Here is a 20,777-nt window from a genome sequence, read left to right on the forward strand (position 1 = left end):
TTACCAATTGATGAAAGATTAAGAATTTGTTTGAGATGATTTTGTGTTTATGATTTTGTGTTTATGATTTTGATCCTTTATTCGGATTTAACAAAATGGCATACACTTGAAAGCCAAAACCAATCAGAACCAGAGTTGGTGCTAAACGGATACGTCTCCAACTAAATATGCTTTCATCAAATACATTTGGGTCGTCGCTTCCGCCGCCAGACATTAAAATAAAACCTACAACGATACAAGCTAAGCCTATGAGCATAAACTTATAGTTTTTCTTTCCGAAGATAAATTCGTCTTTAGATGTGTCTTTACGTTTCTGTTCTCCCATGATTTTAGTAAGGTGTAAATATAAAAGAAATTTTAGTGCAAATTCTTAATTAAATATTAATAGTATAATTGATCCGTTTTCAAGTTCAAGAAGCGCTGTGTAGCAATAAATGTACTTATCCATGTGATGAGAACTCCAAGGAGAAAAATACCAAGAAATAAAGAACCAATCAATATGGGTTTTTGTAGTAACTCAAGTTCTGGGAACGTTCGATTGAGGTAATATAAAACAATGCCCATTCCTATCAAAGCAACAACAGCTCCGATAATTCCTAATTGGATACTCTTTAGCACGAATGGTTTTCTAATAAAACGTTTTGTCGCTCCAACCATCTGCATGGTTTTGATGATAAAACGCTTAGAATATACCGCCAACCGAATAGAACTATTGATAAGTAACACTGCAATGAGTGTGAATAAAGCGCTAAGAATCAAAACCCAAAATGTGATTTTCTTTACGTTTTCATTCATGATTTCAACAAGATCATTATCGTATTTAATCTCTTCAATAAAGGCTTTATTAGCTAATTCTTCAGTAATGCCGTCTAAGGTTTCGTTAGTAACATAATCGGCTTTGAGATATACATCAATCGAATTTTGCAAAGGATTTACACCCAAGAACTCCATAAAATCTTCACCTATATCTGACTTTACAATTTGAGCAGCTTCCTCTTTGGATACATATTTAGCATCCTTTGTGTACTCTGACATAGCCAAGCTTTTTTGAAGCTGATTCACTTCAACATCCTTGGCAGAATCATTTAAATAAATAGTTACAACGACCTGCTCTCTAAAATGATCGGCTACTTTTTTGGCGTTCAAGACCAATAATCCCAAGCATCCTAGTAAAAATAATACCAAAGCAATACTAATCACTACAGAAAAGTATGAAGAAATTAATTTTCGTTTTTGATATCTGTCAAAAGATGTACTCATAAAAGTGTTGGATTAATGCTGTAAAAATAAAAAACAATTTGTTTGTATAAGGATTACAACGCTTAAACTTTTAATTGTGTTGTAATACCTTTAAATTTGTGCCTTTAAAAAGTGACTAGGCACTAGAAGTATGTAATTAGTTACTATAGTTTTCAATTTATAATTATCCTTTAAGATTTCGAACTGTTATCTCCTAGAGTTAGAGTGCAGTCGAAAGGTTTAAAAAGAAAAAAACATAAAAATGCAATATCATTTTAACGCTATTGAAGCCAAATGGCAAAAGTATTGGGCAGAACACCAAACCTTTAAAGCTGAAAATAACAGTGACAAGCCCAAATATTATGTGTTAGATATGTTCCCTTATCCAAGTGGAGCAGGTTTGCATGTTGGTCATCCATTAGGCTATATCGCAAGTGATATTTATGCACGTTATAAGCGTCATAAAGGATTTAATGTATTACATCCTCAAGGGTATGATAGTTTTGGCTTGCCTGCCGAACAGTACGCAATTCAAACCGGGCAGCATCCAGCAATTACCACTGAAACGAATATAAAAACCTATCGTCGTCAGTTAGATCAAATTGGATTTTCATTCGATTGGAGTAGAGAAGTACGTACAAGTAGTCCTGAGTATTATAAATGGACACAATGGATTTTCATCCAACTGTTTGAATCTTGGTACTGTAAGAATCATCAATGTGCCTTTCCGATTTCTGAATTGGAAAAGTTATTTTCAGAGGAAGGGAACTCAGGTGTAAATCCAGCTTGTGATGAAAATGTTGAACTATTTACTGCAAAGGAATGGAATACCATGTCTTCAGAACAGCAACAAAGCGTTTTATTACAATATAGGTTGACTTATTTGGCTGAAACAGAAGTGAACTGGTGTCCTGCATTGGGAACTGTTTTAGCAAATGATGAAATCGTTAATGGTGTGTCTGAACGTGGAGGGCATCCTGTAATTAGAAAGAAAATGACGCAATGGAGTATGCGCATTTCGGCATATGCCGAACGTTTGCTTCAAGGCTTAGATACGATTGATTGGACGGATTCATTGAAAGAAAGTCAGCGCAACTGGATAGGAAAATCAGTAGGAGCATCTGTAACTTTTAATGTGAGTGATCATGATGAGGTGGTTGAAGTCTTCACGACACGTCCTGATACGATTTTCGGCGTCTCATTTATGACCTTAGCGCCAGAACACGACTTGGTGTCAAAAATCACAACTGCAGATCAAAAAGAAGATGTAGAAGCTTATATCGAAGCAACAGCCAAACGCAGTGAACGTGAACGTATGGCAGATGTTAAGACGATTTCAGGAGTTTTTACTGGTGCTTATGCAGAACATCCATTCACCAAAGAGCCACTTCCGATTTGGATTGGTGATTACGTCTTAGCTGGCTACGGAACAGGAGCCGTTATGTCTGTGCCTTGTGGTGATCAACGTGACTATGATTTTGCTAAGCATTTTGATATTGCTATACCGAACATTTTTGAAGGTGTTGATATTTCCGAAGAAGCTTATGGGTCTAAAGACAATGTAAAAATTGCAAACAGCGATTTCCTTAACGGAATGAACTACAAAAAAGCAACTAAGCGCGCGATTTACGAATTAGAGCAATTAGGTCAAGGGGAAGGAAAAACGAATTATAGATTACGTGATGCGGTGTTTTCACGTCAAAGATATTGGGGAGAACCGTTTCCTGTGTATTATGTGAACGGAAAGCCGCAAATGATAGAAAAACAACATTTACCAATCATACTCCCTGAAGTTGAAAAGTATCTCCCAACCGAAGAAGGCGAGCCACCTTTGGGTCGTGCCGATGTTTGGGCTTGGTCTACAGAAACTAACTCTGTTGTTTCAAATGCCAAGATAAATAATACAACAATTCATCCTTTAGAACTCAACACCATGCCAGGTTGGGCAGGAAGCTCTTGGTATTTCTTTAGATATATGGAAGATGCCATGCGTGATGAAACGTTTGCAAGTGAAGAAGCACTCAACTATTGGGAAAATGTCGATTTATATATTGGCGGAAGCGAACATGCCACAGGCCATTTATTATACTCACGTTTTTGGGTGAAGTTTATGAAGGATAGAGGCTTCGTTAATGTTGAAGAACCTTTTAAAAAGTTGATTAACCAAGGGATGATTTTGGGGACGAGTGCTTTTATTTACAGAGAAGATGGAACAAATAAATATTTTTCAAAAGGATTAATCGCTGATAAACATGTTCATCCTATTCATGTAAAAGTGAAGTATATAAACGCATCAGATGAATTAGATATTGAAGGATTAAAAAAGGATAGTGAGTTTGGAGAAGATTATGCTGATGCAGAATTTACTTTAGAAGATGGTGTTTACAAAGTTGGTCGTGAAGTCGAAAAAATGTCCAAATCCAAATACAACGTGGTTAATCCAGATGCGATTTGCGAACAATATGGAGCCGACAGCCTTCGTCTTTACGAAATGTTCTTAGGACCATTAGAGCAAGCCAAGCCGTGGAATACTGCTGGTATTACAGGAGTACATGGTTTTCTTAAAAAACTTTGGAAATTGTATATCGATGATAATGGTTTAAAAGTTAACGATGCTGAACCATCAAAAGAGGCCTTTAAAACATTGCATAAAACGATCAAGAAAGTAGAAGAGGATATCGAGAACTTCTCGTTTAATACATCGGTGTCTACCTTTATGATTGCTGTCAATGAATTAACGGCTCAAAAGTGTACGAGTAAAGCGATTCTTGAACCCTTACTAATTGTATTATCTCCTTATGCGCCTCACATCGCTGAAGAATTATGGAACAGACTTGGGAATGATCAATCGATCTCGACTGCTCCATTTCCGAAGTTTGAAGAACAGTATTTGGTAGAGAGCAGCAAAAATTATCCGATATCATTTAATGGTAAAACGCGTTTTACCTTAGAGTTACCTTTAGATATGAGTAAAGATGATATCGAAAAAACGGTCATGGCTCACGAGAAAACCATAGCACAATTGCAAGGTCGTGAACCTAAAAAAGTGATTGTTGTACCAGGAAAAATTGTTAACATTGTTGGATAATTAATATATAATATTATGAAAAAAATAGGTCTTATTTGTATACTTGCTTTAAGCATAGCCTGCGCTGAATCTAAAACTGAGAAACAAATTGTCGAGTTATCTTGTGGCCAATGTCAATTTGGATTAACATCTCAAGATGGTTGTGATTTAGCGATTCGCATAGATGATAAAGCGTATTTCGTAGATGGTGCCGAAATTGATGATTTTGGTGACGCTCACGATAAAGAAACTGGATTTTGTGAAGTGATTAGAACTGCTGAAGTATCTGGAGAAATAGTTGATGATCGTTTTAAAGTCAGTACTGTAGAACTCAAAGATTGATGCGATTTATTCTCAAAAAATATGATAAGGTTCTTTTTGTGTTTTTCGTTGCCATGCTTATTAGTTCATTTCTAATTTGGGCATTCGAAGAACGGTTTGACCAAGATGATTGGAGGTCAAGTCCGTCAACACGATACAAAATGGCAGAAGACCTTATTGATAGTGAGCTGCTTATTGGGAAATCCAAAGACGATGTTATAGTGTTATTAGGAACATTTTACGATACTAATCCCAACGGAAAAGATAATATCATTTATAAATTAGGCAAAGCACCTAGTTTTTTTGAGTCTAAAGTAGAGAGACTATTTGTTGTTTTTGAAAATGAAATCGTCACCAAGGTGATACATTCTGAAGATTGAACTGACAAAATTTCCTAATTACAAATTGGCTCACTTTTTGTTATCTTTATTATAACAATTTTAATTAAAAAAATATGAACGGAATGTTGGGATATTATGTGCTAATTGGCGCCATTGCTTTGGTTAGCTGGTTGGTAAGTAATAAATTAAAACGAAAATTTGCAAAATACTCCAAAGTACAATTACGCAATGGCATGAGTGGTAGAGAGATTGCCGAAAAAATGCTTGCCGATAATGGTATTTCTGATGTAGAAGTCATTTCTGTTGCAGGTCAGTTAACAGATCATTATAATCCTAAAAATAAAACAGTTAACTTAAGTGAAGCTGTTTATAATCAGCGCAATGCTGCATCTGCAGCTGTTGCAGCTCATGAGGTTGGTCATGCTGTTCAGCATGCACAAGCGTATAGTGCTTTAGGTATGCGTTCGGCGTTGGTGCCAATTGTAAGTGTCACATCTGGAATGTCACAATGGTTAGTCATTGGTGGTTTGATTCTTGGTGGTGCTGTTGGTGTTGGTATGGGCTATTGGGTTGCTGTAGCAGGATTAGTATTTATGGGATTTGCGACGGTATTTAGTTTTATTACTTTACCTGTAGAGTATGATGCCAGTAATAGGGCATTGGCATGGTTAAAGAATAAAAATATGCTTACTCCAGAAGAATATAAGGGATCTGAAGATGCGCTAAAATGGGCAGCAAGAACTTATCTTGTAGCTGCAATTGGTGCATTAGCATCACTTCTGTACTGGGCACTTCAAGTATTTGGAGGAAGAGATTAAGTTTTTAAAGACAAATAAATATAAAAGCATTCTGAAAAGGGTGCTTTTATATTTATTTGATTTATAACTGTTCTTCGAGATTCACTAGTTTATTTTGAATCGCATAAACCACCAAGCCAGCAAGATTTTTAGCTTCAGTTTTTAGGAGTAAATTATTGCGATGACCATCAACTGTTCTCGGACTAATAAATAGCTTTTCCGCTATTTCGTTAGTCGTATATTGCTGACAAATGAGATCTAGTACTTCTTTTTCACGTTTTGTAAAATACGTCGTATCAAAATTGGACTTTTTGAATTGATCGTGAGTGTTTAATAAGCCTTCATGTATAAATTTCAAGACTTGTTCGTCATAATAAAAGCCTTTATCTGCGACTTCTCTTATTGTTTTTAGCATTAACTTAGGAGTGCTATTTTTTGCCAGGTAAGCTACAGCACCAATAGAGATCATGTTTAAGATAAACGGTTTACTAAAATAACTAGTGAGAGCGATGATCTTAATATCTGGAAATTCTTTTCTGATGAGTTTAGTTGTTTCTACACCATTAAGTTCTGGCATTTTGAGGTCGGTTATAATGACTTCAGGAATATTTTTAGTGGCTCTTAATTTGTTCATCAAATCATTACCGTCTTCGGCATCAAAAAGAATATCAAGATCTTCTTCTTTGTTTAATATCGAAATAAGTCCGCGTCGAAACAATAGCTCATCATCTGCTATTGCAATCGTAATTTTGTTATCCATATGAGTTGCAATTTATTTTAAATACACTTCCTGTCAATTCAGAGCTCTCAACAAAAAGTTGTCCATTTAAAATAGCAACTCTACTCTTTATATTCTGTAATCCTATTCCAGATTTCTTACTGCTTTTGTTAACGTCAAATCCCTCTCCGTTATCTTTAAACACTAATACAAATCCGTTTTGTTCTTTTTTTAGTACCATTTGTAATTCATCTGCTTTCCCGTGAATGAGTGCGTTATTAATTAGCTCTTGAGCAATTCTAAACACATGCAGTTCATTACTTTTATCCAGATGATTAATGGTGTCAATATCATGCTTTATTTTGATTGATGTATTCGATGTAAACTCATCAAATAATTCTTCCAACGCAACCTTGAGGCCAAATTTATCCAGTATTGGCGGCATTAACTCATGGGCAATTCTTCTTGAACTTTCCAAAGTTCTTGTTGTAATATCTAGAATATGGTTTAAGGCTTCCTTATGTTCAGCATCTAAAGATTCGTCATCAATTAAAACGTTCGTAGTTAAACTTACAACATTTAATTTAGAACTTATAGCATCATGCAGATCTTGTGCAATTCTATTGCGTTCGTCCTCTTGTACTTTGATGGTGTTTTGTAATATTTTCTTTTGATAATCGAGTTTTATATTAATTTTTTCAACCTCTTTTTCGATAATCTTTTTTCTAGAATAGTAAAAAAACAAGATAAGCCCTAATGTGACTAAGAGTAAAAATATAATCCCGTAGACAAGTGCACCTATAATTTGTTGTTGATCGGTCGAAAACTGGTTTTCCATTGTATCAAAATTAAAGTTAAATAAACGACATATAGAATTTTGTTTATTAAATATATATTTCTTTTAACGTCGTTGTTAATGTCTACGTAGGATAAATAGTTACCTAGAATAAATATAAGTGTGCTTGAGGTAATATAGATTAAAATACCAGAATTTATAATTAAATAATTATTGGTTTTATTTAACGAGTTATATAAATAAATAATGGCATAAACCACTAAAGGTAATGAGGTAATGAATATTTCAAATAAATTAAACGTATAAAACAAACTAGGTTGCAATGCATATTGAATAACTAATATCATACTAACTAGTGCTATTGTTAATAGTACATATTTCTTTTGATTTGATTTGAATAGTGACCAATAAAACAATGATAAGATTATAAACTGACCGATAAAATAGGCGTGTGAAAGATATAAGTTTGGTATTTGTTGTTTGGCAAGAATAAAAGCGGAAAGTGATATGATAATTGAAATTATTAAATAGACAGTAAAAAACTTATAGGCTAAAGCTTTTTTATTTTGCTTATAGCCTATAAGATATAATAATGCGTTTATAACAATTAATATAAATCCTGCATATAAAAAAAAGGAATTTATTAAATTCATTTAAAAATATCAGTTTTTAATTGTGATTTAAAGAACTTTTAGGATCACAATCAGCAGGACAAGGTGTCGTGAAATCATAAGCACCACTGCCTATTAGTTTTACACCACCACCTTTAGGGAACGAGCCACCTTCTACAATGTCACTATGAACGCTTCCATCTTTAACTGTGCCTACAATCACTAGTTTTTCTCCAAAACCTTCAGATTGATTGACGTCAACACCCATATAGGCGCGTACATTAGTATCTGGTTTGTCAGCAACAAGATTGCCATTTGCATCTTTAGAAATAGTGAGTCCCATTTCTGTCATGCAACCTAATAGGTCGGCAACAGGAATTAAGAAGGCCTTAGCGTGTTTAGGATTCTCTGTTTGCCATTTGAGTGTCCATGCTTCTGCATCTTTAATTGGTACTGGATTGTTCATTATATTGTTTTATTGATTAATAATCCTTAAAGCTACATCAATAGTTTTAAAAAAAATACTTGCATATTAAAAACAGGTAATTCTACCTGTTTTTAAGTTGAAGTGATTTTGCGTTAAAATTTCAAAGAGTTTAAACTGAAATTTGAAACATATTAATCAAATTATAAAATTAGACTATTATGGAACAGTACATCGGACAAATTATGATGTTTGGAGGGAACTTCGCGCCAAGAAGTTGGGCATTATGTAACGGACAATTATTAGCAATTTCTAGTAACTCAGCATTATTCTCAATTTTGGGAACCACTTATGGTGGAGATGGTAGAACAACATTTGGATTGCCAGATTTACAAGGTAGAGTGCCAGTACATGCTGGAAATGGAGCAGGATTACCAGCAACAAGATTAGGTCAAAAAGGAGGAGCGCCTACAAACACATTAACTGTAGGCCAATTACCTTCGCACAATCATACTGCTGGGTTAGGAGCAACTAATCCAGTAGGTCGTGGTGAAGGCACAACTGATCCAACTAATGCATATCCTGCTGAAGGAGGTAATTATGCAACTGCAAAAAATGTAGCTATGGCGGCAGATTCTGTAGTCATTGGGCAAACAGGAAGTAACCAAGCTATTAATAATATGCAGCCTTTTCAAGTGGTAAATTATATCATTGCTTTGGAAGGTCTTTTTCCACCGAGAAGCTAATCAGTATAACAATGCAGAGTATACTTTTTTAGTGTACTCTGCTTTTTTTAAAGTTACTTTTTGTTGAAAAAAATTAAGTTGAACTAATATTTGATTCACCTTAACAATAAGCAGCTAATTATTAGATGATTATAAGGGTTTAGTAGTGCCTTAAAAAAATCAAAAGTTATTAATTACTAAAAACCTATTACTATGAAAAAAAATTACACTTTAAAATCCGAATTTTTAAAAAACACTATGCTTTGGTGTGGCCTACTATTATCAAGCATTAATAGTATTGCTCAAAATATAAACTTTACTATTGATGGTGCGATAGATAATGGGACATCAATTACAGAAACTATTGTAAGTGGCCCAGATACTTTTATTTTAACCGTTTTCCATTCTGGAAATGAGGAATTGGTCGACATAGGAGGAGGAGACTTTATATTTTTCCATAGTGCTATCGATCCATTGACACCTCACATGTTGACCATTACAAAGAATGGAGATCCTGCTATTTTTGATCTTAATAGTATTGATTATGATACTTTAGAAGCAGGTTTTATATCTCTAACTAACCAAGATAGTGATGTTATTTCTAGTCCTACAAATTATCCGACGGGATTTGGAACATTAGCGATTACTAATCCTGCAAATGCGCTAAGTATAACTCAAATCAATATCATACCTGCCGATAACGATGATTTAAATGATTTTGGGTTTCATAATATTAATGTCGTAATTCTAAATACGTTAAGTACAGATGATATTGTCTCTTTAGAGCGTGATATTGAAATTTTTCCAAATCCTTCCGACGGAAATATTACAATTAAAAATGCGGGAGTTGTTTTAAATAACGTTATCGTTTCAGATTTAAATGGAAGAACGATTTCTTCTTATAATTTAAATGGAATTACAGAGGATAAAGTCCTAGATTTAAGTTCGGTCTTATCTACAGGATTATATTTGATAACGATTTCTTCAGAAAAGAGCTCAATCACTAAAAAGCTAACTATTAAATAGTCACCAATCTTAATACAACTAAAAAGGCAACCTTATGAGGTTGCCTTTTTTTGTATGTGTATTTCTAAATTTTAATCTGTCGATCTATTTGTTGATTTAGAGAAATAAAGGTTTCTGTTCTTGAAACTCCTGTAATCGATTGAATATCTCTGTTGAGCACATGCATTAAATGCTCATTATCTTTACATAAGATTTTACAAAAGATACTCCAGTTTCCTGTTGTGTAATGGCATTCTAATACTTCAGGAATTTTTTGTAATTGTTTTACAGCTTCTGGATTGCTAATGGCTTTATCAAGAAAAATACCAATAAAAGCCATTGTTGTATAACCCAGGACTTTTGGGTTAATTACAAATTTTGAGCCTGAAATTAAACCCGATTTTTCTAATTTCCTAAGCCGTTGATGTATCGCTGCACCAGAAATACCTACCAATCTTGCAATTTCTAAAATAGGTGTTCTAGCATCTGACATCAATGCACGTAATATCTTTTTATCGATCCCGTCTATTTGAATATTTTGATTGACTATTTTCATACGCTTAAACGTTCAATGGGTTATATCCTAAATACGGCACTTCTTTTTCAGTAAATTGGATTCCGAAGTCTTCTAACTCATCCAAAATAGGTTCATATACTTCTTTTCTAATCGGTATTTGAACACCAGGATTTGTAATCTTTTCATTCAGTATTGCTAAAGTGGCAATAGCTACAGGTAATCCAACAGTTTTAGCCATGGCAGTATAAGTTTGATCTTCACCAATAGTCACCATAGTCGAATCAATTTGATATCGCTTACCATTGAGTTCATATCCAAACTTATGGTACATGACAATCATATCTTTGTCCTCTTCTTGAAGTGTCCAACTGTCCATTAATATCTTCTGAAGAATTTCGGCAGGTGTTGCTTTTTTGAGTGCTACCATTTTCGTTTTACTGAAAATATCAATTTCCTCTAATTTGTCCCAAACAATATCATCTTGATCGATTTTAAGTGCGTGTCTAAATTTTAATTCGACAGAATCTGTAGGACTATATGGAAGAAATGCATTTACGAAATCACGATAGCTCATGTTTTCACTATCATCAATAGCGTAGCTGTCATCCGTTAAACCTAACAGTACAAAAATATTCCAAGCACGACTAAAGCCAACACGACGCATGGTTCCTCTGTATAAGGTCTCAACACTATCTAGCCCATACACCGATTGGTATTTAAGAGAGTCTCTATTCGCATAGGCTTCAAAGCGACCAAATCCATCAATTTCTAAGAATTCGGTTCGTCTATAGAGTCTGTTGTATGGGATGTATTTATAGGAACCTTCTTGTAGAAATTTTGCAGCACTACCTTGTCCAGCCAAAACAACATTTCTTGGATTCCAAGTAAACTTATAATTCCATAAGTTATTATCACTCTCAGGAGCTACAAGCCCTCCAGTAAAAGATTCAAACAAAATCATTTTTCCACCTTTAGCACGAATGCTGTCAATCACTTTTATAGCACTCATATGGTCAATGCCAGGATCTACACCTATCTCGTTCATAAAAACCAAACCTTTTTCGGTTGCAGCTTTGTTGAGTTTTTGCATGTCTTCGCTTACATAAGAGGCAGTGACCATATTTTTACGATAAGTAATACAATCTTTTGCTACTTCAATATGATATCTCGCAGGAAGCATAGACACAACAATATCCGCATTTTCTATGGCTGCTTGTCGAGATGATTTATCAAAAACATCTAAGGCAATGGCATTTGCATTTTCATGGTCGCCAATTAATTTTCTAGCATTCTGTATTTTAATATCTCCAATAATGATGTGAAGGTCTTCTTCGGTAGATTTATCTAATAAATATTTTATAAGGTATGAAGTAGATTTTCCAGAACCTATGATTAAAATCTTTCGCATAATGGGTTGAGTTGAGTAATTTTGTTATTTAAAATTCTTTGAGGTTTAAAAGAAAGTTTTAACTACCAATTTAATGTTTTTAAAAAAACTTCAAAGAAATTTCTAGACGAATTTACTAAATAGAAAGGGTTATAAAAACCAAAATTCAATTTATATATGAACAAAAAAATTCTTATTACTGGATGTATTTTTGGAGTTATAGCCATTGGTCTAGGTGCTTTTGGAGCTCACAGCCTTAAGTCATTAATTTCTAGTGAATCTCAGCAAACTTTTGAAACAGGAGTTCGTTATCAAATGTATCATGCTTTATTTCTTTTGTTTATAGGAAGTTTTACTGCACTCAATAAAAAGGCTAAGCAAGCCATTTTTTATTTGGTCATATTTGGTGTTTTGTGTTTCTCAGGCTCTATTTATGGTTTAGCAACAAACGACCTTTCAGGTTTTGATTTTAAACATATTGGATTCATTACACCAATTGGCGGTTTATTATTAATTACGGCTTGGATGGTATTGTTGATAAACTTTTTTAAAATCAAGGCTGATAAATCTTAAAATAAGCAGTCTACTTTAAAATAATATTTAACTTTGCACCTTAAACAACACAAACAAATTATGGTAGACCATACACATTGTACGAAAACGATTTCGTTAGATGCCTACGGTATTAAAAATGCTCAAGTAAGATATCAATTGTCATCAGACGAACTTCATGAGCTTACAATTTCAAAAGAACAAGGTGAAGAGTCATCTTCAGGTGCCATTGCAGTGCAAACTGGAGAGTTCACTGGTCGTTCTCCTCAAGACAGATTTATCGTTAAAGACGATATTACAAAAGATCGTGTTTGGTGGGGAAATATCAATATCCCTTTTGAATCTGATAAGTTTCAGAAATTGTATGACAAAGTCACAGCTTATCTGTCAGATAAAGAAGTATTTGTAAGAGATAGCTATGCTTGTGCAGATGACGATTACAAATTGAATATTCGTATAATCAATGAATATCCATGGAGTAATATGTTTGCTTACAATATGTTTTTACGTCCTACCGAAGATGAACTAAAAGACTTCACTCCAGAATGGACAGTCATCAATGCGCCAGGGTTTATGGCAGATGCAGAGATAGATGGCACTAGACAACATAACTTTGCGATATTAGATTTTACACGTAAAATTGCTTTAATTGGAGGAACAGGTTACACTGGAGAAATCAAAAAAGGGATTTTCTCTGCATTGAACTTTATTCTACCAGTATTCAAAAACACCTTGCCAATGCACTGTAGTGCGAATGTTGGTAAAGATGGAGATACTGCTATCTTTTTTGGATTATCAGGGACAGGTAAAACAACATTATCTACTGATGCCGAACGAAGTTTAATTGGTGATGATGAACATGGTTGGACTAATGAAAATACAGTCTTTAATTTTGAAGGAGGTTGCTACGCTAAGGTCATCAATCTTTCTAGAGATCAAGAACCAGAAATTTACGACGCTATTAAAAAAGGAGCAATTCTTGAAAACGTTATCTTGGATGATAATGGAGTTGTAGACTTTGAAGACACATCAATTACTCAAAATACAAGAGTGAGTTATCCAATTCACCATATCGAAAATATTAAAGTGCCATCAATTGGAAAAAACCCAAAAAATATATTCTTCCTAACTGCTGATGCATTTGGAGTATTACCTCCAATTTCAAAATTGACACCTAGCCAAGCAGCGTATCACTTTATTTCTGGTTATACAGCCAAGGTCGCTGGAACAGAAGCTGGTGTTGTAGAGCCAGTACCTAGTTTTTCGGCGTGTTTTGGAGCACCTTTTATGCCGTTGCATCCGACCAAATATGCTGAAATGTTAAGCAAAAAGATGATTGATTCTGGTGTAAATGTATGGTTAGTTAATACCGGTTGGACTGCTGGACCTTATGGTGTTGGTACACGTATGAAGCTAAAATATACGCGTGCTATGATTAATGCTGTTCTAAACGGAGACTTAGGGTCATATACCTATGAAGATTATCATATTCATTCGGTATTTGGAGTAGCGCAACCACGATCTTGTCCAGGTGTGCCAAAAGAAGTATTGAGCCCAAGAACAACTTGGAATAACGATGAAGCTTACTATAAAACGGCATTTAAACTATCAAATGCTTTTAGAGAAAATTTTAAAGAGTTCGAAGAATCTGCAACCGAGGAAATTCGAAGAGGAGGTCCACAACGTTATGCATTCTAAAGATAAATAAGAGTAATAAAAAAGCGTCCCGATAATTATCGGGACGCTTTTTTTATGCTTGATAAGAAAATTACTTTCCTTTATTTACTTGATTAATATATTTTTCTAAAGCCATTGTCATAGAAGGCGTCTCTGGTGTTGGAGCTGCTATGTCGACTCTTAAACCGTGAGATTCTACAGCTTTGATCGTTGTATTTCCGAAAACTGCTAAACGTGTGCTGTTTTGTTTAAATTCAGGAAAGTTCTTAAATAAAGATTCAATTCCAGACGGACTAAAGAACACTAAAATATCATAGTAGACATCAGCTAAGTCTGATAAATCACTAATCACTGTTTTGTAAAATACTGCTTCTTTCCACTTAACAGTTAAACTGTTTAAAATTTGAGGAACCTCAGGTTTTAATTTATCGGTTGTTGGTAATAAGAAATTTTCGTCTTTATACTTCTTGATTAAAGGCGATAAATCTGCAAACGTACGTTTACCTACATAAATTTTACGTTTTCTGTACACTACATATTTTTGAAGGTAGTATGCTACAGCTTCAGATTGACAAAAATACTTCATCGAATCGGGAACCTTAAAGCGCATTTCATCTGCAACTCTAAAAAAATGATCTACAGAGTTTCTACTTGTTAATATGATAGCCGTGTAATTAGAAAGGTCAACTTTTTGTTGTCTAATATCTTTAGCTTCTACACCTTCAACATGAATAAATGGTCTGAAATCTATTTTTACCTTTTGCTTTTCTTGAAGATCAAAGTAAGGCGAATTTTCTATTTTAGGCTCTGGTTGAGATACTAAAATTGTTTTCACTTTCGTCATATTACATAAAGTGTTTTAAGCGTTGAAATCTTTAATTAACTTATATAAAATCAGATAGGGCCCAATTTCAAGTGCGCAAAGATACAAAATAAAATAGAATATGTTATTTAAAAGTAATTTTTGATGATTCTTGAATGAAGAGATAAATCCAACTAAGTTTATTAAAATAATGAGTCCTAAAATTGCATAAATAATAGGTTTTGAAGGATTTATAGCGTAAATCAGAATACAGTTAATAGGAAATAAAACAAAACCGGTGTAATTTTTAAACGTGGTTTTTTGAAATAAGTAGGCATCAATAAGTTCATCAATATCAAAAAGACTCCCAATTAAACGTTCCAACAATACTTTTATCAAGACCAAAACGCCGACACCAAATAATAATTTAAAAAACTGATTGATTTCAAATTCTGAAGGGTTTACTAATGTAGAATAACATACATAAGCAAAAACAGAAACAGAGATTATAAGATTAAAAAATAGAAGCGCATCAAATCTGTCTATGAATTTTTGTTCTCTAGCGTAGATTTTTAAATATTTCGAATTTCCTATAACCGCTAAAAAATCTTTAAACCGATGTGCGAAAACGTATTTAGATAGTGTAATACAAAGTAATCCTAAAACAAGGAATACCGTAAACCAATCATTAGAAAAGACGTCTCTTAGCATGTTGTAAAATTATAAAGAAAAATTGACGATTGTATACCTTATTGGGAGCAACTTAAAAGTGGAGCGACAAGATTAACATTGTTTATGATTTTAACACTTACTTTTAAACGATAAAAAACTTACTTTTGCCTTTATCTAACAAAGAAAAACTAACATAAGTTTACATGCAAGATGCTATTGTCATCATACCAACTTATAATGAAATAGAAAACATTGAAGCTATTGTAAGAGCCGTTTTTGCCCAGAACAAGGCCTTTGATATTTTGGTGGTTGATGATAACTCCCCAGATGGAACAGGTGCTAAAGTAAAAGACTTGCAAAATGAATTTAAAGATGGACTTCATCTATTGTCTAGACAAGATAAAACAGGGTTAGGTACGGCTTATATTGCAGGGTTTAAGTGGTGTTTGCAAAAACATTACGATTATATTTTTGAGATGGACGCCGATTTCTCTCACGATCCAAATGATCTCGTTTACCTTTATAATGCTTGTGCAATTAGTGGTGCAGATATGTCTATTGGCTCACGATATGTAGATGGTGTAAATGTGGTAAACTGGCCTATGAGTCGTGTGTTACTGTCGTATGGAGCTTCAAAATATGTGAGGTTAATTACACGAATGAAGATTTGTGATACAACAGCAGGATTTGTGTGTTATAAACGGCATGTATTGGAAACAATCGATTTAAATAAAATCAAGTTTGTAGGTTATGCGTTTCAAATTGAAATGAAATTCAAAGCGTATCTTCAAAAGTTTAAAATAGTTGAGGTTCCGGTGATTTTTACCGATCGAACTAAAGGAAAATCAAAAATGAGCGGAAGTATTATTTCAGAAGCGATTTTTGGTGTTATTAATATGAAATTAAAAAGTTTATTTAGTAAATAAGATGCAAAAGAAAACCATACTTATTAAAAATGCTAAAATTGTAAACGAAGGGAAAGTTACAGAAGGCGATATTTTAATTGAAGGAGAGATCATAAAAGAAGTCTCAGATTCAATTAGTGCAAAATCTGCAGACGTTACAATTATAGATGCCGAAGGAAACTATGTGTTTCCCGGTTGTATTGACGATCAGGTGCATTTTAGAGAACCAGGATTAACACACAAGGGAAATATAGAAACCGAATCACGAGCAGCACTTGCAGGAGGAGTAACTTCCTTTATCGAAATGCCAAATACCAATCCGCAGACGACCACAGTTGAAAAATTGGAAGAGAAGTTTGAAATCGCGGCGAACTCATCTCATGCAAATTATTCATTCATGTTTGGTGGTACAAATGACAATTTGGATGAAATATTAAAAGTCAATCCAAAAACCGTTGCAGGTTTAAAATTATTTTTAGGTTCATCTACAGGAAACATGCTTGTTGACGACCCTAAAGTTTTGGAGAAAATTTTTCGTAGTACAGATATGGTGATTTCTGTGCATTGCGAAGATGAAGCTACCATTAGAAAAAATACCCAAGCGCATATCGACGAATTTGGTGAGGATATTCCTATTGAAAAACATCCGATTATTAGAAGCGAAGAAGCTTGCTATTTGTCATCTTCTAAAGCCATAGAACTTGCTAAAAAAACGGGAGCAAGATTACACGTATTTCATTTGTCTACTGGCAAGGAGACCAAGTTATTCAGTAATAAGATTCCCTTAAAGGATAAAAAAATCACTTCCGAAGTTTGTATTCACCACCTTTGGTTTAGTGATGAAGATTATGCTAAAAAAGGGACGCATATTAAATGGAATCCAGCGGTGAAAACGGCAAAAGACAGAAATCAACTCTGGAAAGCGTTATTAGACGATAGAATTGATGTCATCGCTACAGATCATGCGCCTCATACTTTAGAAGAAAAAAATAACAGTTATACCAAAGCACCATCTGGAGGTCCATTGGTACAGCATGCATTAGTGGCAATGATAGAAATGTATCATAAGGATAAAATCTCATTACCAAAAATTGCCGAAAAAATGGCACATAATCCTTCAATTTTATTTCAGGTTGAAAAACGAGGTTATATCAAGCAAGGGTATTTTGCAGATTTGGTTATTGTTGATATCAATAATCCATGGACTGTGAAAAAAGACAATATCCTTTATAAATGTGGATGGTCACCATTTGAAGGAACTACATTTAGATCGCGAATAACACATACCTTTTTAAATGGTTCATTAGTATATAACAATTTTAAGGTTTTAGATGTAAAGGCAGCTAAACGATTAACTTTTAACAGATGAGAATATTCGTAATTCTTTTTGTAGTATTATCATGTATAGGTTGCAACTCTTTTGACAAACTTGAAAAACCAGACAATCTTATTCCTAAAGATAAAATGGAAGATATCATATATGATGTTTTTATTTTAAATGCTGCAAAAGGTTCTAGTAAAGGTGTTTTGGAAAACAATGGTATTCTTCCCGAAGATTATGTGTTTGAGAAATACAAAATTGATAGCTTACAGTTTGTTAAAAGCAATGAATACTATGGGTTTCATGTTGAAGAATACCAATCTATTTTAGCTAATGTAGAGGAACGTATCAATAATGATAAGGAAAAATATCAAAAGCGTATTGATGATGAAAAGAATCGGAAACAAGAAAAGCGAGACTCCATAAAAAAGCTTAGCGACAAATATAAAAACAAGAAAAAAGACACGACGACAATTATAAAAAAATTGGAGTACAAAGATTATCCAGACGATTCTAAATAGTATTTTGATACTTTGGAAATAGATTGATCTATAGCTGTAAACTCAAAATTCAGTTCAGATTTTATTTTAGAATTATCATAAACAGTTTTGGTGGAAATAGATTTGGCCATTTGTTTTGATAACATTCTACGTTTTCCAAAAAGTTTGTGGCTCAACCAATCTAATCTCCAAACGATAGATAGTAAAAATGATGAGGCTGCTTTTTTTGCAGGTTTCACATTTAGTGCCTTAGCAATTTGCTCCTGAAATGTCTTAAACGGTAAGTTTTCCGAAGTCAAAATGTAACGTTCATTTTTGGTGCTACTTTCCATAAGTCTTAGCATGATATCTACAACATCCCAAACATCAACATATGCCGAAGTGCCTTGAGGGTAATACTTGAGTCCTTTATGTATTTTCTTAAAAAGACTGCCACTTCCACTACCTTTCCAAAATCCAGGCCCTAAAATTATTCCAGGGTTTACTATCACAGCATCAACACCTTCTTGAGTACCTCGCCATACTTCTATTTCGGCACCATATTTAGTGATGGCATAGACACTATTATCTTGTTCAGGATTCCATTCTGTTTGTTCTGTAATTGGTGTTTCAGGAAGAGGTTCATTCCCAATGGCAGCTAACGAACTTACATAACATAATTTTTCAACCTTATTAGAGATACAAAGATTGACAATGTTTGCCGTTCCTTTAATATTGACTTTGCGAAGCTCATAATATTTATCAGGCTCAAAGCTGATAAAAGCTGCACAATGGTAGACATGTGTTATGCCTTTAAAAGCAATTTCCAAAGTAGGAATATCATTGATATTGGCTTCAACCCATTCTATTTTATTGTAAAGGGCTTCAACATCAGTTGTGTAATAACCAAATACTTTTTTTACAGATTCTAGCTTATGAGACCTTCTGTATATGGCTCTAACAGACGTGCCATTGCTCACCAATTTGAACAATAAATGAGAACCAACTAAACCTGTGCCACCTGTTACGAGTATCATAATGTAAAATTACTCTTTTTTCTATTTGTCTTTTGTCTTTTAAGGTATAAATCTATCTTTGCGAAAGATTACTAATACACATGTTATGATAAAGAATTTTGTAGAAGAATTGCAATGGAGAGGAATGATCCACGATACTATGCCTGGAGCCGAAGAACATTTAATGGCAGCCATGCGATCTGCTTATATTGGTTTTGACCCAACTGCAGATTCTCTTCATATAGGTAACCTTGTGCCAATCATGTTATTAGCGCATTTCCAGCGTTGTGGTCACAAGCCATTTGCTTTGGTTGGAGGGGCAACAGGAATGATTGGTGATCCCTCAGGGAAATCTAGTGAGCGTAACTTATTAGATGAAAAAACACTGCGTCATAATCAGGAAGCGATAAAAAAACAATTGTCTCATTTTTTAGATTTTGAAAGTGATGTGGCAAATTCGGCAGTTCTGGTTAACAATTATGACTGGATGAAGGAGTTTTCATTCTTAGAATTTATTCGTGATGTTGGTAAACATGTCACAGTAAACTACATGATGGCGAAAGATTCGGTTAAGAATAGAATTTCTTCCGATTCAAGCGACGGAATGTCTTTTACAGAATTCACATACCAGCTCGTTCAAGGTTATGATTTCTTGCATTTATACAGAGAAAACAACTGTACGATTCAAATGGGAGGAAGTGATCAATGGGGAAATATTACAACCGGAACCGAATTAATTAGACGTATTGCTCAAGGAAAAGGCTTCGCGATTACTTGTCCGTTAATTACCAAAAGCGATGGCTCAAAATTTGGAAAGTCAGAAGGTGGAAACGTTTGGTTAGATCCTAACAGAACATCACCCTACAAGTTTTACCAGTACTGGTTGAATTCTAGCGATGAAGATGCCGAAAAGTACATCAAGATTTTCACGTTTTTAACCGAAGATGAGGTTAAAGCTATTATTGCTACTCATCAAGAAGTACCACATCAACGCGGACTTCAAAAACGTTTGGCTGAAGAAATGACGACGATGGTACATTCGAAGGCTGATTTTGAAAATGCTGAAAAGGCATCTAATATTTTATTTAGTAAATCGTTTAAGGCTGATATCAAGACCTTAGATGAGAAAACATTTTTAGATGTGTTTGAAGGCGTCCCGCAAGCTGAAATTTCTAAAGATGAATTATCTGAACTAGATATGATTGGTGCTTTAGCCGCCAAAACTAATTTCTTGGCTTCTAATAGTGAAGCACGTCGTGCGCTGAAGGAAAATGCAGTTTCAGTAAACAAAGAAAAGGTAAAAGAAGAATATCAGTTATCAACCGATGATTTAATTAATGATAAATATATTATTCTTAATAAAGGAAAAAAGAATACCTATATCATTAAAGTATCCTAAATAGAA

Annotated in this window: 22 protein-coding genes; 12 read left to right on the plus strand and 10 right to left on the minus strand. The window is 34.0% G+C overall.

Translation table 11 applies throughout. The annotated features are described in order from the left end of the window. Positions 1-61: 61 nt before the first annotated feature. Positions 62-325, minus strand: a complete 264-nt coding sequence (locus tag V7719_RS00920) for a DUF3098 domain-containing protein (RefSeq protein ID WP_335727974.1) — start codon at positions 323-325, stop codon at positions 62-64. A gap of 56 nt (positions 326-381) precedes the next feature. Then, the gene (locus V7719_RS00925) at positions 382-1,260 is read right to left on the minus strand and encodes a cell division protein FtsX (protein ID WP_335727975.1); all 879 of its coding nucleotides are present in this window, start codon (positions 1,258-1,260) and stop codon (positions 382-384) included. A 241-nt stretch (positions 1,261-1,501) separates the two neighbouring features. Between V7719_RS00925 and leuS the strand changes: the two genes are divergently transcribed. The 4 genes from leuS to V7719_RS00945 all read left to right on the plus strand — a co-directional run bounded on the left by leuS (position 1,502) and on the right by V7719_RS00945 (position 5,786). Then, entirely contained in the window at positions 1,502-4,327 is a 2,826-nt protein-coding gene (gene leuS, locus V7719_RS00930; protein WP_335727976.1) for a leucine--tRNA ligase, read from the plus strand. Positions 4,328-4,342: 15 nt separating this feature from the next. Further along, on the plus strand, positions 4,343-4,648 hold the full coding sequence (locus V7719_RS00935; protein ID WP_335727977.1) for a DUF6370 family protein: 306 nt from the start codon (positions 4,343-4,345) through the stop codon (positions 4,646-4,648). Then, complete coding sequence (locus V7719_RS00940; protein WP_335727978.1) at positions 4,648-5,007, plus strand: hypothetical protein; 360 nt, start codon at positions 4,648-4,650, stop codon at positions 5,005-5,007. The genes V7719_RS00935 and V7719_RS00940 overlap by 1 nt, the downstream gene beginning before the upstream one ends. A gap of 83 nt (positions 5,008-5,090) precedes the next feature. Beyond that, entirely contained in the window at positions 5,091-5,786 is a 696-nt protein-coding gene (locus tag V7719_RS00945; RefSeq protein ID WP_335728502.1) for a zinc metallopeptidase, read from the plus strand. A gap of 61 nt (positions 5,787-5,847) precedes the next feature. Here V7719_RS00945 and V7719_RS00950 read toward each other — a convergent pair whose 3' ends face one another. From V7719_RS00950 to V7719_RS00960, 3 genes are all read right to left on the minus strand, one after another. After that, complete coding sequence (locus tag V7719_RS00950) at positions 5,848-6,525, minus strand: response regulator transcription factor (RefSeq protein ID WP_335727979.1); 678 nt, start codon at positions 6,523-6,525, stop codon at positions 5,848-5,850. After that, positions 6,518-7,321 (minus strand): sensor histidine kinase, encoded by an 804-nt coding sequence (locus tag V7719_RS00955; protein ID WP_335727980.1) that lies wholly within the window; start codon positions 7,319-7,321, stop codon positions 6,518-6,520. The genes V7719_RS00950 and V7719_RS00955 overlap by 8 nt, the downstream gene beginning before the upstream one ends. A gap of 627 nt (positions 7,322-7,948) precedes the next feature. Beyond that, entirely contained in the window at positions 7,949-8,356 is a 408-nt protein-coding gene (locus tag V7719_RS00960; RefSeq protein WP_335727981.1) for a hypothetical protein, read from the minus strand. 179 nt (positions 8,357-8,535) lie between these two features. Here V7719_RS00960 and V7719_RS00965 point away from each other — a divergent pair, with 179 nt between their 5' ends. Together V7719_RS00965 and V7719_RS00970 are read left to right on the plus strand one after the other, a co-directional pair. Beyond that, positions 8,536-9,060, plus strand: coding sequence for a phage tail protein (locus tag V7719_RS00965; RefSeq protein ID WP_335727982.1), 525 nt, complete (start codon positions 8,536-8,538; stop codon positions 9,058-9,060). Positions 9,061-9,252: 192 nt separating this feature from the next. Next, positions 9,253-10,065: a T9SS type A sorting domain-containing protein gene (locus V7719_RS00970; RefSeq protein ID WP_335727983.1), complete on the plus strand. Its 813-nt coding sequence runs from the start codon at positions 9,253-9,255 to the stop codon at positions 10,063-10,065. A 64-nt stretch (positions 10,066-10,129) separates the two neighbouring features. On the opposite strand, the gene V7719_RS00975 is transcribed toward V7719_RS00970, so the two are convergent. Together V7719_RS00975 and V7719_RS00980 are read right to left on the minus strand one after the other, a co-directional pair. Next, on the minus strand, positions 10,130-10,600 hold the full coding sequence (locus tag V7719_RS00975; protein ID WP_335727984.1) for an Lrp/AsnC ligand binding domain-containing protein: 471 nt from the start codon (positions 10,598-10,600) through the stop codon (positions 10,130-10,132). 4 nt (positions 10,601-10,604) lie between these two features. Then, entirely contained in the window at positions 10,605-11,969 is a 1,365-nt protein-coding gene (locus tag V7719_RS00980; RefSeq protein ID WP_335727985.1) for a saccharopine dehydrogenase family protein, read from the minus strand. A gap of 156 nt (positions 11,970-12,125) precedes the next feature. On the opposite strand from V7719_RS00980, the gene V7719_RS00985 reads away from it, so the two are divergent. Then, complete coding sequence (locus V7719_RS00985) at positions 12,126-12,521, plus strand: DUF423 domain-containing protein (RefSeq protein ID WP_335727986.1); 396 nt, start codon at positions 12,126-12,128, stop codon at positions 12,519-12,521. Positions 12,522-12,581: 60 nt separating this feature from the next. Then, positions 12,582-14,198: a phosphoenolpyruvate carboxykinase (ATP) gene (gene pckA, locus V7719_RS00990; RefSeq protein ID WP_335727987.1), complete on the plus strand. Its 1,617-nt coding sequence runs from the start codon at positions 12,582-12,584 to the stop codon at positions 14,196-14,198. A gap of 70 nt (positions 14,199-14,268) precedes the next feature. Here pckA and V7719_RS00995 read toward each other — a convergent pair whose 3' ends face one another. Together V7719_RS00995 and V7719_RS01000 are read right to left on the minus strand one after the other, a co-directional pair. Further along, positions 14,269-15,021, minus strand: a complete 753-nt coding sequence (locus V7719_RS00995) for a uroporphyrinogen-III synthase (protein ID WP_335727988.1) — start codon at positions 15,019-15,021, stop codon at positions 14,269-14,271. Positions 15,022-15,036: 15 nt separating this feature from the next. Continuing rightward, positions 15,037-15,690: a DUF4271 domain-containing protein gene (locus tag V7719_RS01000; protein ID WP_335727989.1), complete on the minus strand. Its 654-nt coding sequence runs from the start codon at positions 15,688-15,690 to the stop codon at positions 15,037-15,039. 164 nt (positions 15,691-15,854) lie between these two features. Here V7719_RS01000 and V7719_RS01005 point away from each other — a divergent pair, with 164 nt between their 5' ends. From V7719_RS01005 to V7719_RS01015, 3 genes are read left to right on the plus strand one after another with little or no spacing between them, the layout of a single operon-like run. After that, positions 15,855-16,577: a polyprenol monophosphomannose synthase gene (locus V7719_RS01005; protein ID WP_335727990.1), complete on the plus strand. Its 723-nt coding sequence runs from the start codon at positions 15,855-15,857 to the stop codon at positions 16,575-16,577. A 1-nt stretch (position 16,578) separates the two neighbouring features. Next, the gene (locus V7719_RS01010; protein WP_335727991.1) at positions 16,579-17,925 is read left to right on the plus strand and encodes a dihydroorotase; all 1,347 of its coding nucleotides are present in this window, start codon (positions 16,579-16,581) and stop codon (positions 17,923-17,925) included. After that, entirely contained in the window at positions 17,922-18,398 is a 477-nt protein-coding gene (locus V7719_RS01015; protein WP_335727992.1) for a DUF4296 domain-containing protein, read from the plus strand. Before V7719_RS01010 ends, V7719_RS01015 begins: the two co-directional genes overlap by 4 nt. Here the strand turns inward: V7719_RS01015 and V7719_RS01020 are convergent. After that, the gene (locus V7719_RS01020; protein WP_335727993.1) at positions 18,377-19,393 is read right to left on the minus strand and encodes an NAD-dependent epimerase/dehydratase family protein; all 1,017 of its coding nucleotides are present in this window, start codon (positions 19,391-19,393) and stop codon (positions 18,377-18,379) included. The genes V7719_RS01015 and V7719_RS01020 overlap by 22 nt on opposite strands. An 85-nt stretch (positions 19,394-19,478) precedes the next feature. On the opposite strand from V7719_RS01020, the gene tyrS reads away from it, so the two are divergent. After that, entirely contained in the window at positions 19,479-20,771 is a 1,293-nt protein-coding gene (gene tyrS / locus V7719_RS01025) for a tyrosine--tRNA ligase (protein ID WP_335727994.1), read from the plus strand. The last annotated feature ends 6 nt before the right edge of the window (positions 20,772-20,777 follow it).

Source organism: Psychroserpens sp. (assembly GCF_036960315.1).
GTDB lineage: Bacteria > Bacteroidota > Bacteroidia > Flavobacteriales > Flavobacteriaceae > Psychroserpens.

What these genes read in the sequence shown, in the direction of transcription:
- V7719_RS00935 (WP_335727977.1), top strand. Translation starts at nt 4,343, where the DNA reads ATGAAAAAAATAGGTCTTATTTGTATACTTGCTTTAAGCATAGCCTGC.
- V7719_RS00925 (WP_335727975.1), bottom strand. Translation starts at nt 1,260, where the DNA reads ATGAGTACATCTTTTGACAGATATCAAAAACGAAAATTAATTTCTTCA.
- V7719_RS00995 (WP_335727988.1), bottom strand. Translation starts at nt 15,021, where the DNA reads ATGACGAAAGTGAAAACAATTTTAGTATCTCAACCAGAGCCTAAAATA.
- leuS (WP_335727976.1), top strand. Translation starts at nt 1,502, where the DNA reads ATGCAATATCATTTTAACGCTATTGAAGCCAAATGGCAAAAGTATTGG.
- V7719_RS01020 (WP_335727993.1), bottom strand. Translation starts at nt 19,393, where the DNA reads ATGATACTCGTAACAGGTGGCACAGGTTTAGTTGGTTCTCATTTATTG.
- V7719_RS01015 (WP_335727992.1), top strand. Translation starts at nt 17,922, where the DNA reads ATGAGAATATTCGTAATTCTTTTTGTAGTATTATCATGTATAGGTTGC.
- V7719_RS00975 (WP_335727984.1), bottom strand. Translation starts at nt 10,600, where the DNA reads ATGAAAATAGTCAATCAAAATATTCAAATAGACGGGATCGATAAAAAG.
- V7719_RS00945 (WP_335728502.1), top strand. Translation starts at nt 5,091, where the DNA reads ATGTTGGGATATTATGTGCTAATTGGCGCCATTGCTTTGGTTAGCTGG.
- V7719_RS00920 (WP_335727974.1), bottom strand. Translation starts at nt 325, where the DNA reads ATGGGAGAACAGAAACGTAAAGACACATCTAAAGACGAATTTATCTTC.
- V7719_RS01000 (WP_335727989.1), bottom strand. Translation starts at nt 15,690, where the DNA reads ATGCTAAGAGACGTCTTTTCTAATGATTGGTTTACGGTATTCCTTGTT.
- V7719_RS00980 (WP_335727985.1), bottom strand. Translation starts at nt 11,969, where the DNA reads ATGCGAAAGATTTTAATCATAGGTTCTGGAAAATCTACTTCATACCTT.
- V7719_RS00965 (WP_335727982.1), top strand. Translation starts at nt 8,536, where the DNA reads ATGGAACAGTACATCGGACAAATTATGATGTTTGGAGGGAACTTCGCG.
- tyrS (WP_335727994.1), top strand. Translation starts at nt 19,479, where the DNA reads ATGATAAAGAATTTTGTAGAAGAATTGCAATGGAGAGGAATGATCCAC.
- V7719_RS00955 (WP_335727980.1), bottom strand. Translation starts at nt 7,321, where the DNA reads ATGGAAAACCAGTTTTCGACCGATCAACAACAAATTATAGGTGCACTT.
- V7719_RS00950 (WP_335727979.1), bottom strand. Translation starts at nt 6,525, where the DNA reads ATGGATAACAAAATTACGATTGCAATAGCAGATGATGAGCTATTGTTT.
- V7719_RS01005 (WP_335727990.1), top strand. Translation starts at nt 15,855, where the DNA reads ATGCAAGATGCTATTGTCATCATACCAACTTATAATGAAATAGAAAAC.
- pckA (WP_335727987.1), top strand. Translation starts at nt 12,582, where the DNA reads ATGGTAGACCATACACATTGTACGAAAACGATTTCGTTAGATGCCTAC.
- V7719_RS01010 (WP_335727991.1), top strand. Translation starts at nt 16,579, where the DNA reads ATGCAAAAGAAAACCATACTTATTAAAAATGCTAAAATTGTAAACGAA.
- V7719_RS00970 (WP_335727983.1), top strand. Translation starts at nt 9,253, where the DNA reads ATGAAAAAAAATTACACTTTAAAATCCGAATTTTTAAAAAACACTATG.
- V7719_RS00985 (WP_335727986.1), top strand. Translation starts at nt 12,126, where the DNA reads ATGAACAAAAAAATTCTTATTACTGGATGTATTTTTGGAGTTATAGCC.
- V7719_RS00960 (WP_335727981.1), bottom strand. Translation starts at nt 8,356, where the DNA reads ATGAACAATCCAGTACCAATTAAAGATGCAGAAGCATGGACACTCAAA.
- V7719_RS00940 (WP_335727978.1), top strand. Translation starts at nt 4,648, where the DNA reads ATGCGATTTATTCTCAAAAAATATGATAAGGTTCTTTTTGTGTTTTTC.